Source organism: Devosia sp., assembly GCF_014860165.1.
Classification (GTDB): domain Bacteria; phylum Pseudomonadota; class Alphaproteobacteria; order Rhizobiales; family Devosiaceae; genus Devosia.
In genome coordinates, this window is sequence record NZ_JACZKG010000008.1 from 91,931 (window position 1) to 107,011 (window position 15,081).

17 protein-coding genes are annotated in these 15,081 nt (G+C 63.9%); 4 read left to right on the top strand and 13 right to left on the bottom strand.

All coding sequences use genetic code 11. The annotated features are described in order from the left end of the window. Positions 1-8 precede the first annotated feature (8 nt). The 7 genes from IH615_RS01600 to IH615_RS01630 are packed head-to-tail and all read right to left on the bottom strand — an operon-like array spanning position 9 to position 7,239. Positions 9-515, bottom strand: a complete 507-nt coding sequence (locus tag IH615_RS01600) for a hypothetical protein (protein ID WP_291359273.1) — start codon at positions 513-515, stop codon at positions 9-11. Further along, positions 515-1,300: an ABC transporter ATP-binding protein gene (locus IH615_RS01605; protein WP_291359275.1), complete on the bottom strand. Its 786-nt coding sequence runs from the start codon at positions 1,298-1,300 to the stop codon at positions 515-517. The genes IH615_RS01600 and IH615_RS01605 overlap by 1 nt, the downstream gene beginning before the upstream one ends. A gap of 19 nt (positions 1,301-1,319) precedes the next feature. Continuing rightward, positions 1,320-1,706, bottom strand: coding sequence for a hypothetical protein (locus IH615_RS01610; protein WP_291359277.1), 387 nt, complete (start codon positions 1,704-1,706; stop codon positions 1,320-1,322). 31 nt (positions 1,707-1,737) lie between these two features. Beyond that, positions 1,738-3,192 carry a dihydropyrimidinase gene (hydA, locus tag IH615_RS01615; RefSeq protein WP_291359279.1) on the bottom strand — a complete coding sequence of 485 codons (1,455 nt, stop codon included), beginning with the start codon at positions 3,190-3,192 and terminating at the stop codon, positions 1,738-1,740. An 11-nt stretch (positions 3,193-3,203) separates the two neighbouring features. Further along, the gene (locus IH615_RS01620) at positions 3,204-4,454 is read right to left on the bottom strand and encodes a Zn-dependent hydrolase (RefSeq protein WP_291359280.1); all 1,251 of its coding nucleotides are present in this window, start codon (positions 4,452-4,454) and stop codon (positions 3,204-3,206) included. 11 nt (positions 4,455-4,465) lie between these two features. Next, positions 4,466-5,959 (bottom strand): CoA-acylating methylmalonate-semialdehyde dehydrogenase, encoded by a 1,494-nt coding sequence (locus IH615_RS01625; RefSeq protein ID WP_291359281.1) that lies wholly within the window; start codon positions 5,957-5,959, stop codon positions 4,466-4,468. Further along, positions 5,959-7,239: an aspartate aminotransferase family protein gene (locus IH615_RS01630; RefSeq protein ID WP_291359310.1), complete on the bottom strand. Its 1,281-nt coding sequence runs from the start codon at positions 7,237-7,239 to the stop codon at positions 5,959-5,961. Before IH615_RS01630 ends, IH615_RS01625 begins: the two co-directional genes overlap by 1 nt. Positions 7,240-7,413: 174 nt before the next feature. Between IH615_RS01630 and IH615_RS01635 the strand changes: the two genes are divergently transcribed. Further along, positions 7,414-8,133, top strand: coding sequence for a TetR family transcriptional regulator C-terminal domain-containing protein (locus IH615_RS01635; RefSeq protein WP_291359283.1), 720 nt, complete (start codon positions 7,414-7,416; stop codon positions 8,131-8,133). 12 nt (positions 8,134-8,145) lie between these two features. On the opposite strand, the gene IH615_RS01640 is transcribed toward IH615_RS01635, so the two are convergent. After that, positions 8,146-8,520 (bottom strand): DoxX family protein, encoded by a 375-nt coding sequence (locus IH615_RS01640; RefSeq protein ID WP_291359285.1) that lies wholly within the window; start codon positions 8,518-8,520, stop codon positions 8,146-8,148. Positions 8,521-8,661: 141 nt separating this feature from the next. On the opposite strand from IH615_RS01640, the gene IH615_RS01645 reads away from it, so the two are divergent. After that, positions 8,662-9,261: a dihydrofolate reductase family protein gene (locus tag IH615_RS01645; RefSeq protein WP_291359287.1), complete on the top strand. Its 600-nt coding sequence runs from the start codon at positions 8,662-8,664 to the stop codon at positions 9,259-9,261. Positions 9,262-9,264: 3 nt separating this feature from the next. Here IH615_RS01645 and IH615_RS01650 read toward each other — a convergent pair whose 3' ends face one another. Together IH615_RS01650 and IH615_RS01655 are read right to left on the bottom strand one after the other, a co-directional pair. Then, positions 9,265-9,687 carry a DUF4260 domain-containing protein gene (locus IH615_RS01650; protein ID WP_291359289.1) on the bottom strand — a complete coding sequence of 141 codons (423 nt, stop codon included), beginning with the start codon at positions 9,685-9,687 and terminating at the stop codon, positions 9,265-9,267. A 97-nt stretch (positions 9,688-9,784) separates the two neighbouring features. Then, positions 9,785-10,861, bottom strand: a complete 1,077-nt coding sequence (locus IH615_RS01655) for a GGDEF domain-containing protein (RefSeq protein ID WP_291359291.1) — start codon at positions 10,859-10,861, stop codon at positions 9,785-9,787. Positions 10,862-11,374: 513 nt separating this feature from the next. Here IH615_RS01655 and IH615_RS01660 point away from each other — a divergent pair. Beyond that, positions 11,375-11,728: a septal ring lytic transglycosylase RlpA family protein gene (locus IH615_RS01660; protein WP_291359293.1), complete on the top strand. Its 354-nt coding sequence runs from the start codon at positions 11,375-11,377 to the stop codon at positions 11,726-11,728. Positions 11,729-11,792: 64 nt separating this feature from the next. Here the strand turns inward: IH615_RS01660 and IH615_RS01665 are convergent, their stop codons facing one another. From IH615_RS01665 to IH615_RS01675, 3 genes are all read right to left on the bottom strand, one after another. Then, positions 11,793-12,755: an aldo/keto reductase gene (locus IH615_RS01665; protein ID WP_291359295.1), complete on the bottom strand. Its 963-nt coding sequence runs from the start codon at positions 12,753-12,755 to the stop codon at positions 11,793-11,795. Positions 12,756-12,848: 93 nt separating this feature from the next. After that, positions 12,849-13,850: an aldo/keto reductase gene (locus IH615_RS01670; RefSeq protein WP_291359297.1), complete on the bottom strand. Its 1,002-nt coding sequence runs from the start codon at positions 13,848-13,850 to the stop codon at positions 12,849-12,851. Positions 13,851-13,860: 10 nt separating this feature from the next. Continuing rightward, positions 13,861-14,013, bottom strand: coding sequence for a DUF1127 domain-containing protein (locus IH615_RS01675; RefSeq protein WP_291359299.1), 153 nt, complete (start codon positions 14,011-14,013; stop codon positions 13,861-13,863). A 182-nt stretch (positions 14,014-14,195) separates the two neighbouring features. Between IH615_RS01675 and IH615_RS01680 the strand changes: the two genes are divergently transcribed. Next, entirely contained in the window at positions 14,196-15,065 is an 870-nt protein-coding gene (locus IH615_RS01680; protein WP_291359301.1) for a LysR family transcriptional regulator, read from the top strand. Positions 15,066-15,081 lie beyond the last annotated feature (16 nt).

Sequence of the window (15,081 nt, forward strand, 5' to 3'; positions counted from 1 at the left end):
GGTGCGTTTTATGGCGCGCCTCCCTGCGTGAAGCCTACCTCGAGATCGACTTCCCGTCCGGAATGCACATCGCGCAGCGTCACCTTGAACCCGGCTTTGCCTTCAGGCTCGTCCTCACCGATGCCGAAGCTGAGATCAAGCAGCGTCGGATGGAGTATATTGGGACCCGCATAAGGCCCGTCGTAGCAAGGGCCCGAATCGACAATCAGCCGAGAACCGGCAGGATCAAAGACCGTGACGTCGCAGACGATGCTGACCATGCCATCGCGCGGTTCGGCATTGCTGAAGATAATGGCCAGCGTGCCCCGCTCGCCGCCAGCCAATCTATCGACGCCACTGATATGCGGCGTCTCGGGGCGCTGGAACAGCTCGTGCCAATTGGGATCGTCGGTGATGAGCGCAATACCGGTGAACGCGCCGTCGCTGGCCTTGTCGCTCGACGACTGAGCCACGGCGGTGCCTGAAAACAGCAATGCAGCCAGGGATGCGACCAGGCCGAGGAGGAAGGCGCGCATCACACCGTCTCCTCATAGGAATGCCCGGCGCGCAGGCCGTCGCGCACCCGCGCGGCAATGGCGAGGAATTCCGGCGTCTCGCGGATATCGAGGGGGCGCTCCTTGGGGAGATTGCTCTCGATCACATCCGTCACCCGGCCCGGGCGGGGCGACATGACCACGATCTTGGTCGAGAGGTACACCGCCTCGGGGATGGAGTGGGTGACAAAGCAAATGGTCTTCTTCGTCGCGTCCCAGAGCTTGAGCAGTTCGGAATTGAGGTGATCGCGGACGATTTCGTCGAGCGCGCCAAAGGGCTCGTCCATCAGCAGCAGGTCGGCATCGAAGGCCAGAGCGCGGGCAATGGAGGCGCGCTGCTGCATGCCTCCCGAGAGTTGCCAAGGGTATTTCTTCTCGAAGCCGGAGAGGTTCACCAGGTCCATGGTGCGCTTGATGCGCTCGGCCTGCTGGGTCTGCGAATAGCCCATGATTTCGAGCGGCAGGGCGATGTTCTTTTCGATGGTGCGCCAGGGATAGAGCGCCGGCGCCTGGAACACATAGCCATAAGCCCGGGACTTGCGGGCCTGGTCGGGTGTCTGGCCATTGATGGTGAGCGTGCCCGAAGTGGGCCGCTCGAGATCGGCAATGGTGCGCAGGAAGGTGGTCTTGCCGCAGCCGGAAGGACCGATGAAGGAGACGAACTCGCCCTTGTTGATGGTGAGGTTGACGTCGCTGAGGGCAATGACGTCGCCATCATTGGTCTTGAAGGTGAGGCCGAGATGTTCGGCAGATACCACAGACGTCAAATGCGTGCCCTCGACTAAATTATACCGTGCGCTGCGGGCGCGGTGTTTGAGACAGTTCGGTGACGTACCATGCAAGCCCGCCTGCGCAACCCGCAAGCACGTGCACGAGGAGCAAGCCGACCGGCATCGTTGTCATTGAAATGTCGGGGTACATTGGCTGCAGCACCGGGATGATTGCCAAGCCCACCAGCGTTCCGGCGACGGTCGCCGTAGGCAGGTTGCGCTGTCCAAGTCGTTCTATGACAAAGCGAAGCCCAAGACATATGGGCAAGGTCAGGATGCCAATGATAAAGAAAATCATGAAGCCACCTAACCATTTGCCTATGCCTCCCAAGCCGGTCGGCCAGCCAAATGCGAGCACGTCGGTACCCGCGACAATCACGAGCGAGCCAACATATACCGTCACAAGGTGGGCCGAGAGCCATCGCAGAAACAGGTCACACCCCCGTGGCCGGAATGCCAGATCGCTCCACCTTGCGCGGCGCGACGATGTCTTTCCACTGGCTGAGCGCCCGATTGACCGGGTTCTTCGCCTCGCGGCCGACGAACTTGCCATGGCCTTCTTCGGTCTTGATCTCGTTTTCGACGATGGACACCTTGCCGCGGCTCAGCACGAAGCGCGGCAGGCCGGTGACCTGGAAGCCTTCGAACACGTTGTAGTCGATGGACGATTGCTGGTTGGCCGCGGCGATGGTCTTGGAGCGCTTGGGGTCCCACACCACGAGGTCGGCATCGGCACCGACGAGGACGGCGCCCTTCTTGGGGTAGAGGCCAAGAATCTTGGCGATGTTGGTGGAGGTCACGGCCACGAATTCGTTCATGGTCAGGCGACCTGTGTTCACACCTGCGGTCCACAGCACGGGGAGACGATCCTCAAGCCCGCCAGTGCCATTGGGGATCTTGGAGAAATTGCCGATGCCATTGCGCTTCTGCGCGGTGGTGAAGGCGCAATGGTCGGTGGCGACAACCGAGAGAGAGCCCGACTGCAGGCCGGCCCAGAGCGAATCCTGATGGCTTTTGTTGCGGAAGGGCGGGGACATGACGCGGCGGGCGGCATGGTCCCAGTCGGGGTTGAAGTACTCGCTTTCGTCGAGCGTCAGGTGCTGCACCAGCGGCTCGCCATAGACGCGCATGCCTTTCTGGCGGGCGCGGCGGATGGCTTCATGCGCCTGCTCGCTGGAGACATGCACGACATAGAGCGGTACCCCGGCCATGTCGGCGATCATGATGGCCCGGTTGGTGGCCTCGCCCTCGACTTCCGGCGGACGGGAATAGGCATGCGCCTCGGGGCCATTATTGCCTTCGGCGAGCAGCTTGGCGGTCATTGCGGCGACGACATCGCCGTTTTCGGCATGGACCAGCGGCAGGGCGCCCAGATCGGCGCAGCGCTGGAACGACGAGAACATCTCGTCGTCATTGACCATCAGCGCGCCCTTGTAGGCCATGAAATGCTTGAAGCTGGTGATGCCGCGATCGACGACATCGGCCATCTCGTTGAAGACCTGTTCGCCCCACCAGGTGATGGCCATGTGGAAGGAATAGTCGGCGCTCGCCCTGCTGGTCTTGTTGTCCCACATCTGGAGGGCTTCAAGCAGCGACTGGTTGGGACTGGGCAGGCAGAAATCGACCACCATGGTGGTGCCGCCGGAGAGCCCGGCGCGGGTGCCGGATTCGAAATCATCGGCCGAATAGGTGCCCATGAAGGGCATTTCGAGATGGGTATGCGGGTCGATCCCGCCCGGCATGATGTAGCAGCCCGTGGCGTCGAGAGTTTCATCGGCGCTCAGGTTCGGGCCGATCTCGACGATGGTGTCGCCGTCGATTAGGACATCGGCCTTGTAGGTGAGATCGGCGGTAACGACGGTGCCGTTCTTGATGACTTTGCTGGCCATGGGCTGATCCTTCAGTTCACGATTTCGGCGGTTTCCACCACCGCATGGAACAGCACGTCGGCCCCTGCCGTCGCCCATTCCTTGGAGATATCCTCGGCTTCGTTGTGGCTCAGGCCGCCTACGCAGGGGCACATGATCATGGTCGAGGGCGCGACCTTGTTGGCCCAGCAGGCGTCGTGGCCGGCGCCGGAGATGATGTCCATGTGGCTGTAGCCGAGGTCTTGAGCGGCCTTGCGGACGCGGGCGACCAGGGTTGGGTCGAAGGCGACGGGGTCGAAATGGCCCACCGCTTCCATGGCGTAACCGACACCAGCATGCTGGCAGATTTCTTGTGCCTTGCTTTCGATCTGCTCGCGCATGGCATTGAGCTTGGCCAATTCGGGCGAGCGGATGTCGACGGTGAACACCACGGTACCCGGTAGCACGTTGCGCGAATTGGGCGAGAACTTCATCTGGCCGACGCCGCCGACGGCGCCGGGCTGGTGGTCCATGGCAACGGCCTGGACCATTTCGAGGATGCGGGCCATGGCGAGGCCGGCATTGACCCGCATGTTCATCGGGGTCGAGCCGGTATGGGCTTCGCGGCCGGTCAGGGTGAATTCGAGCCACCACAGGCCCTGGCCGTGGGTGACGACGCCGATCTGCTTGCCTTCGGCTTCGAGGATGGGGCCCTGCTCGATGTGGTATTCGAAATAGGCGTGCATCTTGCGGGCGCCGACGACTTCCTCGCCGCGCCAGCCGATGCGGGCGAGTTCGTCGCCATAGGTCTTGCCCTCCTGGTCCTTGCGGGAATAGGCATAGTCCTGGGTGTGGACGCCGGCAAAGACGCCAGAGGCCAGCATGGCGGGGGCGAAGCGGGCGCCCTCCTCGTTGGCCCAGTTGGTGACAACGATCGGGTGTTTGGTCCTGATGCCCATGTCATTGAGCGAGCGCACGACTTCGAGCGCCGACAACACCCCGAGTACGCCGTCATATTTGCCGCCGGTGGGCTGGGTATCGAGGTGGCTGCCGACATAGACCGGCAGGGCATCGGGATCGGTGCCCGGGCGGGTCATGAACATGGTGCCCATCTGGTCGACGCCCATGGTGAGGCCCGCCTCGTCGCACCAGCGCTTGAACAGGTGGCGGCCTTCGCCGTCTTCGTCGGTCAGGGTCTGGCGGTTGTTACCGCCAGCGATGCCCGGACCGATCCTGGCCATCTCCATGAGACTGTCCCAGAGCCGATCACCATTGATGCGAAGGTTTTCTCCTGGGGCAGACATGGGCAACAGTCCTATTTGACGCTGGGGAACGAGAATTCGGCGCCGCCCTTGATGCCGGCGGGCCAGCGGGTGGTGACGGTTTTGAGGCGGGTGTAGAAATGCACGCCTTCGGGGCCGTAGATGGAGTGATCGCCAAACAGCGAGCGCTTCCAGCCGCCGAAGGAGTGATAGGCGACGGGAACCGGGATCGGCACGTTGATGCCCACCATGCCCACTTCGATCTTGTCGGCAAATTCGCGGGCGGCGTCGCCGTCGCGGGTGAAAATGGCAGTGCCATTGCCGTATTCGTGGTCGTTGATGAGCTTGACCGCCGCATCATAGGTGTCGGCGCGGACCACAGAGAGCACAGGGCCGAAGATTTCTTCCTTGTAGATGGTCATGTCTGGCGTGACGTGGTCGAACAGGGTGCCGCCGACATAGTAGCCGCCTTCATAGCCCTGGAGGGTGAAGCCGCGGCCATCGACAACGAGGTCGGCGCCCTGCTCCACACCAGCGTCGATGTAACCGACGATCTTGTCGCGGTGCATCTTGGTGACGACAGGACCCATTTCGGCGTCCTTGTCGGTGGCCGGGCCGATCTTGAGGCTTTCGACGCGTGGCTTGAGCTTGGCGACCAGCGCATCGCCGGTTTCCTTGCCGACCGGCACGGCAACGGAAATGGCCATGCAGCGTTCGCCCGCCGAGCCATAACCGGCGCCCATCAGCGCATCGGCGACCTGGTCGAGATCGGCATCGGGCAGGATGACCATGTGGTTCTTGGCGCCGCCCAGGGCCTGGACGCGCTTACCGGCGCGGGTGCCCCGCTGGTAGACATATTCGGCAATCGGGGTCGAGCCGACGAAGGAGACCGCCTTGATATCGGGGTGATCGAGAATGCCGTCGACCATTTCCTTGTCGCCATGGACGATATTGAGGATGCCTTCGGGAAGGCCGGCCTCCATGAAGAGGTTCCAGGCCAGCATGGAGGCGCTGGGATCGCGCTCGGAGGGCTTCAGGATGAAGGCGTTGCCGCAGGCGATGGCGGCCGGATACATCCACATCGGCACCATGGCCGGGAAGTTGAACGGGGTGATCCCGGCGACGACGCCCAGCGGCTGACGATCGGAATAGGAATCGATGCTCGGGCCAACATTGCGGCTGAATTCGCCCTTCAATAGCTGCGGGATGCCACAGGCAAAATCGACGCAGTCGATGCCGCGGGCGACTTCGCCAAGGGCGTCATCATGCACCTTGCCGTGTTCGCGCGAGATTTCGCGGGCCAGGTCATCGGCATACTGATCGAGCAGCGCCTTGAACTTGAACATGACGCGGGCGCGCTTCATCGGCGGGGTATTGCCCCAGGCGACCTGCGCCTTTTTCGCCGAAGCAACAGCGTCGTTGAGTTCGCTCATCGTCGAGAGCGGCAGTTCAGCCGAGACCTCGCCGGTGGCCGGATTGAAGACCGGCACGCGGCGGCCCGAGGAGACATAGCGTTTGCCGGCAACGGCGTTTTCGATGGTGTTCATCAGTCGATACTCCGCAGGGCGGTGCGCACGCCGTCGATCAGTTCGCCGATTTGCGACTCAGAAACGATGAGCGGCGGGGACATGGCGATGATGTCGCCGGTGGTGCGGATCAGGTAGCCGGTCTCGAAGCATTTGAGGAAGGCCGAGAAGGCGCGCTTGGTTGGCTGGCCGGCAATGGGTTCAAGCTCGATGGCGCCGACAAGGCCGATATTCCTGATGTCGATGACATGGGGTTCGCCCTTGAGCGAATGCAGCGCATCCTGCCAGATCGGGGCCAGTTCGGCGCCGCGGGTGAGCAGGCCCTCTTCCTTGTAGGTTTCGAGCGTGGCCAGGCCCGCCGCCGAGGCGATGGGATTACCCGAATAGGTATAGCCGTGGAAAAACTCGATGACGTGTTCGGGGCCCTGCATGAAGGCATCGTGGATCTCGGAGGAGACCAGCACAGCGCCCATGGGGATGACGCCATTGGTCAGGCCCTTGGCGGTGACCATGATATCGGGCGTGACGCCGAAATAATCGGCGCCGAATGGGGTACCCAAACGCCCGAAGCCGGTGATGACTTCGTCGAAGATCAGCAGGATGCCATGCTTCTTGGTGATGTCGCGCAGGCGCTGCAGGTAACCTGCCGGCGGAATGAGCACGCCGGTGGAGCCGGCCACTGGCTCGACGATGACGGCGGCGATGGTCGAGGCATCATGCAGGGTGATGATGCGCTCGAGCTCATCGGCCAGTTCCACGCCATGCTCGGGCAGGCCCTTGGAGAAGGCGTTCTTGCTCAGGTTATGGGTGTGCGGCATGTGGTCGACGCCGGTCAGCAGCGTACCGAACATCTTTCTGTTAGTGACGATGCCACCCACCGAAATGCCGCCGAAATTGACGCCGTGATAGCCGCGCTCGCGGCCGATGAGGCGGGAGCGGGCGCCGTCGCCCTTCACCCGGTGATAGGCCAGCGCCACCTTGAGCGCAGTTTCGACCGACTCGGAACCCGAATTGGTGAACAGCACATGGTTCATGCCATCAGGGGCGACATCGACGATACGGTTGGCCAGCTCGAACGCCTTGGGGTGACCCATCTGGAAGGCGGGAGCATAATCGAGCTCGGCGGCCTGCCTGGCGATGGCTTCGACGATTTTGGGACGGGCATGGCCGGCATTGACGCACCACAGGCCAGCCGTGCCATCGAGCACCTGGCGGCCGTCACTGGTGGTGTAGTGCATGTCCTTGGCGGCAACGAACATGCGCGGGGATTTCTTGAACTGCCGATTTGCCGTAAAGGGCATCCAGAAGGCGCTCAGGTCGTTCGGCACCACGGCATTTGAATTGGACACGACGGTCTGGCTCCCATTGATTCTGCTCTGGCCTGTCATTTGGCTCTTGACGCGGGACCGTTAAGTCCGGAAATTTTGACCAGTTGGAAAAATGTTAGCACTCCCAAACTTTCTAGCAAGGCGAAAATGCCGCCGACCAAAGTGAAAAGTGCCGATCCTGCAGCCACCCCCAAGCGCCAGCACAAGGCCGACGCCAAGGCAGCGGCGCATCCGCATGCCAAGCCGCGCCCGCTGACACGCATCCAGCGCGAAAAGCAGGACGTCATTCTCGAGGCGGCGCTTGAGGTGTTTTCGGTGCATGGCTTCCGCGGCGCGACGATCGACCAGATCGCCGAAGTGGCCGGGATGAGCAAACCCAACCTGCTCTATTACTTTCCCCGCAAGGAAGAGATCCACCGCCGGCTGATGGCAGCCTTGCTCGAAACCTGGCTGGCGCCGCTGCAGAGCATGGATGCCGATGGCGATCCCTTCCCCGAGATCCGCTCCTATATCCGCCGCAAGCTGGAAATGGCGCGCGACTTTCCGCGCGAGAGCCGGCTGTTCGCCAATGAGATGCTGCAGGGCGCCCCACGCATCATCGAGATGATCGAGGTGGATCTCAAGAACCTGGTCGACGAAAAGGCCAAGGTGCTGCTGACCTGGATGGACCAGGGCAAGCTGGCCCGCACCGATCCCTATCACCTGATCTTCTCGATCTGGGCGACCACGCAGCATTATGCCGACTTTGACGTGCAGGTGCGGGCGGTACTGGGGTCGGGGCGCAATGGCGAAGGCCGGTTCGAGGACGCTGCGCGCTATCTCGAACAGCTGTTTTTGTATGGCCTGACGCCGCGGCCAAAGGCCTGAGCGCCGATTTCGTCACAGGGTTGCCACGACCAGCAGGAAGCCGCCGGTGAGCGCGGTGTTGCTGATGAAGGCGTTGAGGTGATTGACGCGCTCGGCGCCCTGATAGTCCCAGAAATTGTGGAAGATCAGCGTGGCCAGGATGCAGAAGACCGCGAGGCCGATGCCGCCATAAAGAGCGAAGGGCCCGATGGCGACCAGTGCGCCACCGACGATTTCCAGCGCGACGCCGGCGATGGCGGCCAAACGCGGCAGGGGGAGCCCGCGTGACCCGATGAAGCCGGCAAGCCCGTTAATGGCACTGATATTGCGCAGGCCGGCAACGAGGAAGGCACCGCCGATCAGGAGGCGGGCGACGATGATGAGGGTGGTCTGAAGGTCAATGGTCATGGATTACCGGTCAAGAAGAGTTGCGATACATCCCTGACGGGCGGGATGGGTCGATTTCGACATGCTGCGATCGCCCGAGCAATCTTGACGGGTCGTTCGCCATCACTTAAGCATGTACTTAAGTTAATTGGAGGATGCAAGATGGTTAGCGTAGACGCGCACATGACGCTATCGCTCGATGGCTTCGGCACGGGACTGAACCAGAGCCGGGAGCGGCCGTTTGGTACGGTCGAGCCAGAGCATTTGCATCGCTGGATGTTCGAGGATGCCGAGAACAACCGGGCCGAAATCGACGCCATCTGCAATTATGGCGCCTTCATCATGGGGCGGAACATGTTCGCCGCGCCGGGGCCGGATGCCTGGGAAGACGAGTGGAAGGGCTGGTGGGGGCCGAACCCGCCCTATCATGCGCCGGTCTTCGTGCTGACGCACCATGCCAAGCCGCCGATCGAGATGGAGGGCGGCACGGTGTTTCACTTCGTGACCGAAGGTCCGGAGGTGGCAATGGCGCGGGCCAAGCAGGTGGCCGGCGACCGCAATGTCGTCATTGCCGGCGGCGTCAGTACGTTGCGGCACTATCTCAATGCGGGCGCGGTCGACATGCTGCACCTGCAGATCGCGCCAGTGATCCTGGAGCGGGGCGAGCGCCTGTGGGACGGGCTGAACGCCATTCTCGAACCCATCGGCGCCCGCGCCACCCGCTTCGCCACCCATATGGACTATCGGGTGGCGAAGGGCTGAAGGTCAGCGCGTCGCTGTCTCGGCGCGGCGCGCCTTGCCGATGGGTCCCAGATGGGTGTGCTCGAAGCCGGAGTCGAGCTTGAGGCCGTAGCCCAGCAGGCGGTCGACGCCGATATGGGCGGTCCAGATGGCGGCGAGGCCAAAGGCCAGGGGACCCGTGGCGAGACCCAGCAAAGCCAGCAGGGCGGGCCCGACATAGGTATGGGCAAGATTATAGGTCAGCGTTCCCACGGCGGTGGAGCGCAGGTAGCCCAGCATGGCGAGGTCGGGCGCCAGCAGCAGGATGCCGAATGTCAGCCATGACTGACCCAGCCAGGCATAGGCGATGATGCCCAGGGCCAGCATGACGCCGCCCTCGAGGCGCTGCAGCAGGCGCGCATTGGTATCGGGAGCGTTGGCGGGTTGCAGGGGGGCGAGGTTGGTCATGGGTGGTTCCTTTCTCTGTGATGGAGAAATTAGCCCAATCATCCACGTTTTGCTTTTGCCCATGACTGCAGGCAATTCATTCAAAAATGAATAGGTCCTAGGCTGTGACCAGCAGTTCCGGAACGACCATAGTCGGGCTCGCGTCATCGCCAGCGAAGCGGAATGTGCTGCCCGGGACCGATTTGGCGCGGTAGAGCGCGGCATCGGCCGCCCCCATCAGCGTCGAGGGCGGCAGGCCCAGCGCCCCGGCGGGGACGATGCCCAGGCTCACGCCGACCCGCATTGCCCTGCCCTCAAGCTCGATCGGTTGCTCGATCGCGGCGATGCATTGCTGCGCCAGGGCGGCCAGGGCCGACCGGGTGGGCCGGCTAGTGCAGAGCAAGACGAATTCGTCGCCACCCAGCCGCGCCAGCAGGTCCGCGGGATAGAGCAGGCGCGACAGGCGGGCCCCGACGGTGCGCAGCACTTCGTCACCGGCGGCATGGCCGAAGGCGTCGTTGATGTCCTTGAAGCGGTCGAGATCGAGGATGAGAATGGCGAAGGGCGTCGCGGTCCGGGCCAGGTCATCGAGGGCGGTCTCGAAGGCCAGCCGATTGGCCAGCCCCGTCACCACGTCGCTGCGGGACTGGCGATGGGCCAGTTGCCGCTGGCGCTCGATATCGGCGACCACGCGGCGCAGTTGCAGCATGACGCCCAGCACCAGCAGCAGCATGCCCCCGATGATGGGCAGACGAACGGGCGCAAACTGGCGAAAGGTTCTTTCGGCCAGGTCCGAGCGCGTCCAGGTGAGGTAGCTGCCCGAAGGGCCCTGCTCGGCGAGGAGCGGGACCTGCTGGAGCCTGGAATCGGTTTCGAGCCTGTCCGAGAGGTGGGCGTTGGACAGGCCGGCGACCTTGCCGAGGGCAATGACGTGCTCGTCGGTCAGCGCGCCGTGGATGGTCACCATGGCGTCAATGGCATTGGCAGCGCGCAGGCGCTCGTTGGCGAGATCGGCGTCGTCGAGACTGCGCATGACCTGCAAGGCCGTGCCGATCAGCAGCACGGCGGCAACCACCAGACCGACCGCGCACAGCACTACCAGCCGGCCGATCGTCCTGATGCCATGATGCTCGTCCCGTCGGGCCGCTGCTGTCGCAGACGGCGCGCCGGGCCGATGGGGAAATAGAAATGTCATTGCCTGCGTCCTAAGCGCGGCAAGTCTGACTCCGAAGTCATTGGCAAAGGGTTATCGCCGGCACCGAAAGTGCGCCGGTATGCACCGGCGGGGGCGCCATGACATTTCCGCGGGGGTGCCCGGCCAGCCGGTCCCCGCCCGATCGAGCCGCCGCAATCGCGCCACAATCGGCCGAAAACGGCCGCCTCATGGTCCAGATTTCCTGCGGAACCACCCGCAATGTACGATTTTGGGACAGTTGCCGGGGAACTGTGACGTCATGGCCACAGCGGGCAAGATGAATCCAGCATCGGGCCGATCGCTGCTGCGCGCTGCTACGGAATCGCGCGATCGCGGATTCATTTTCTTCAGTTGTGCCGATCGGTTCAGCAACAGGGCGGAAATATTGCCGCAACTGCTGCAGCATAAGCGCAACACAGGCCCAGGTCCGGCCTGATGTGGCCAGCATGGGCACATTGTGGCCGGCACGGCCCGCTAGTGAGCACTCACCATAACTGAAGTGAGTGTCTGAGTTTGATTAGAAAAGCCGTTTCCGTCGCCGCAGTTGCTGCAGCTTTCCTCACCCTTTCCACTGCAGCCTATGCCCAATGCGGCGGCGCCTCCTGGTACGGTCCCGGTTTCAACGGGAAACGGGCCGCGTCAGGGGAAATCTTCAACGAGAACGCCATGACGGCGGCGCATCGTTCCCTCCCCTTCGGCACCAAGGTCTCGGTCGTTGACCAGCGGACCGGCGAAGAGGTCCAGGTCACCATCAACGATCGCGGGCCGTTCCACGGCAGCCGCATCATCGACCTTTCCAAGGCTGCGGCCACCAAGCTGGGCTTCCGCAATCGCGGCACGACCTCGGTCTGCATCAGCCAGCTCTGATTTCTGAACGAAATCCAACCGGATATGAACAGGGCCGCTCCTTGATGGGGCGGCCCTTTCGCTGTCAGCGCAGGCCCAGCGCCTCGATGGCGGCGCGCTGCTCGGCATCGAGGGGGCCGCGCCGCTCGGCCAGCAGGGCGGCATCGAGCTCGGCGACGTTCTTGACGCCCAGCACCAGGGTATCGACGCCCTCAATGCCCAGAGCGTAGCGATGGGCCACGATGGCCGGGTCCTCGCCCCATTGGGCGCAGAGGGCACGATAGGGCGCGGCGCGGCGGAAGTCCTCCGAGGTCGGGGAATTGTCCGCCCGGTCGAGGCCCGAGGTCAGCGCACCGGCCTGCACCGCGCGGACGCCCATGACGCCGACGCCATTGGCCTGCGCGGCGGCGATGACGTCGCGCGGGCGTGGGGCGAGGCCGGTGCCGTTCATTTCGCCGGGACTATCGAGCAAGTTGGCGATGGCCTGCACCGCGGCAGGGCGGGACCCTTCCGAGAGGGCCTCGATGGTGGCGGCGGCATGGTTGATGCCGGTAATGCCCCAATGGCCGATCAGTCCTTCCTCCACCAGCCGGGCGAAAGCCGGGCGGACGGCGGCGCGATAGAGCGACAAAGCGGTGGAGCGTTCGTCGCGGGGCGGCTGGCCGGCGGGGTATTGGAAGTCATCGGGACGGATTTCGCTGTGCAGCAGCATCATGTCGACCCGTTCGAGCCGCATATCCTTGAGGCTGGCTTCAAGCGAGCGGCGCAGGCGGGGATAGACCTCATCCGCGGGCACGGTGCCAAGGCCATGCTTGGTGGTGACGCGGACGCCGGGCGGCAGCTTGCCTTCGAAGGCGCGGCCGATCATTGCTTCGCAGATCTTGTAGCCAGGCGCCGCATCGATGAGATCGATGCCATTGTCGACGGCGTGGCGAAGCGTCGCCACCGCGTCGTCCTCGGAGGTTGGGCCCCAGACCTGGCCGATGCCACCACCGCCCAAAGTGAGGCGGCTGACCGGGCCAAACGTGCCAAGAGTATTGATTTGCATGTCTATTCTCCGTTTCAGGCGGCGTTGTCGGGTCGGCGCAGGAGCTCAGGCGTGAGCCTGATTGCGGCGAGTCGGGTTTCGGTCGCGACCGTTTCAAGCATGCGCGAGATCCTTGTCCAAAATGGCGTCGATCTGGGCCATGACATCAGGGGGCAGTGGGCCGAAGGCGAGCGCGCCGAGATTTTCACGGACCTGGGCTTCGGATTTGAAGCCCGGAATGGGCAGCGTGTGGGGCGAGCGGGCCAGAATCCAGCCGAGCGCCCCCTGCGCAGGGGTGCGGCCGCCAGTGGTCAGCAAATCACGAATGGCCTCGACGCGCGCCACATATTCACGGCGTGGCTTGCCATCGTGGAAGTGTCGCACCCAGGAATGGCCGGCCGCCCGCACATCGTCCCCGGGCAAGCGCGACGACGCAGAGAACTTGCCCGTCAGCATGCCCATGGCCAGGGGCGAGCGATTGAGGCTCGCCAGGTTGTCCCGGGCGCAGAGATCGAGCACATCGGGACCATCCCTGAAAACGTTGAGTTCCTGCTGGATGGCGGTGAAATGGGGGAACCTGACCATGCGCGCGGCCTTTTGCGCATCATCGGTGCTCCAGCCCCAGGCGCGGATGCGGCCCTGCTCGGCAAGGCGCTCCAGCGCTTCGCCGGCCGCGTCGGCGGCGTCGTCGGGCAGGTCGCCGACATGGATCTGGTAGAGATCGATATAGTCGGTGCGCAGGCGCTTGAGCGACTGGGCCGAGGCCCAGTCGATATAGGCCGGGCTCACATCGGTGGCGAGCAGGGCCTTGGTCGTTTCGTCATAGGTATAGCCGAACTTGGTGGCGATGACGGCCTCGGCCCGGCGATGCCTGAGGGCATGGCCGAGCACGGTCTCGCTGTGGCCGGTGCCATAGGCATCGGCGCTGTCGAACAGCGTGCCGCCCAGATCGAGCGCCAACTCGATGGCGCGGGTGGACTGGGCATCGTCGACGTCACCATAGCCATCGGGACGACCGTCGAGGGTGAAGGGCCCGCCAATGGCCCAGCAGCCCAGGCCGATTGCACTCACCTTGATGCCGGAACGGCCCAGAATGCGTTTTTTGGACACAGTCATTTCAGCCTCCTCAGGGGCAAGGACCACAGGCGACGAACTGCGCGATGTCGTCGCGCTCGGTGCCGATATCGGCCAGCAGGCGATCGTCGAGCCGACGCAGCTTGCGGATGGCGACGCGGAGCAGGCGCCAGTCGATGAATTTGCGGGTCAGGGGTTCGAACATCTTGCGTCTCCTTGGCTAGAGGCAAAGCGGAGCCGCCGCCGAAACCGGCGGTTTCGGATTTTCAGGTCTGGCGGTATCTGCTTTGCATCGCGGCGCCATCTGGGCGCTGCTGAGCGATACTTGCCCATTTTGCGGCGCTTTCGCTATAGTCGAGACTGCAAGGCACTTTGCAGAAATGAAAAATGGACTTCAGTTGGGACGATCTGCGGCTGTTTCTCGACGTCGCACGGCTGGGCGGGCTGAGCGCCGCCACCGAGACGACCCGCCTCAGCGCCGCGACCCTGGGCCGGCGGGTGACGGCGCTGGAAAAGCAGGTGGGCGAGCCGCTGTTTCACCGCAGCCAATCGGGCTATCGGCTGACCCAGGCGGGCGAGGACCTGCTTGAGCGGGCCGAGGATGTCGAGGCGGCCATGCTGTCGCTCAAGCGCTGGAAGGAAGGCGCTGTCGGCGCGCGCGTGGTGCGCCTGTCTGCCGGCTCCTGGACCTCGGCTTTCGTGGCCAGCCATATCGGGGACATCTGGACGGTGGAGGATCGATTTGCCGTCGAATTCGTCACCGCCATGCAGAAGGTCGATATCGGCCGGCGCAATGCGGATCTGGGCATCCGCAACCAGCGGCCCACCGAGCAGTGGCTGGCCGGACGGCTGATCGGCACGGTGGCCTATGCCATCTATTCCGGGCTCAACCTCATCAACGGCATCAAGGCCGGCTATTTCGTCGGCGTCACCGGCGAGGGCGGCCAGACCCATGCCGCCCGCTGGATGCAGGCCCGGCATGGCGACCGCATCGCGGTGCGCGGCAATGACGCGATGAGCGTGCGCGAACTGGTGGCCGGCGGGGCGGGTCTGTCGGTCTTTCCCTGCTTTGTGGGCGACAGCGATCCGCGGCTGGTGCGCGTGGCCTCGCCCATCCAGGAGCTGGAAACCGACCAGTGGCTGGTGAGCCACCATGAGGAACGGCACGAGCCGGCGGTGCATGCGGTGGCCGATCGCATCGCTGATGTGATGAAGCGGCATGGCGCGCTGTTTCGCGGCGAGACGCCGCGGGAGTGAGGGTGCGGCCCACTCC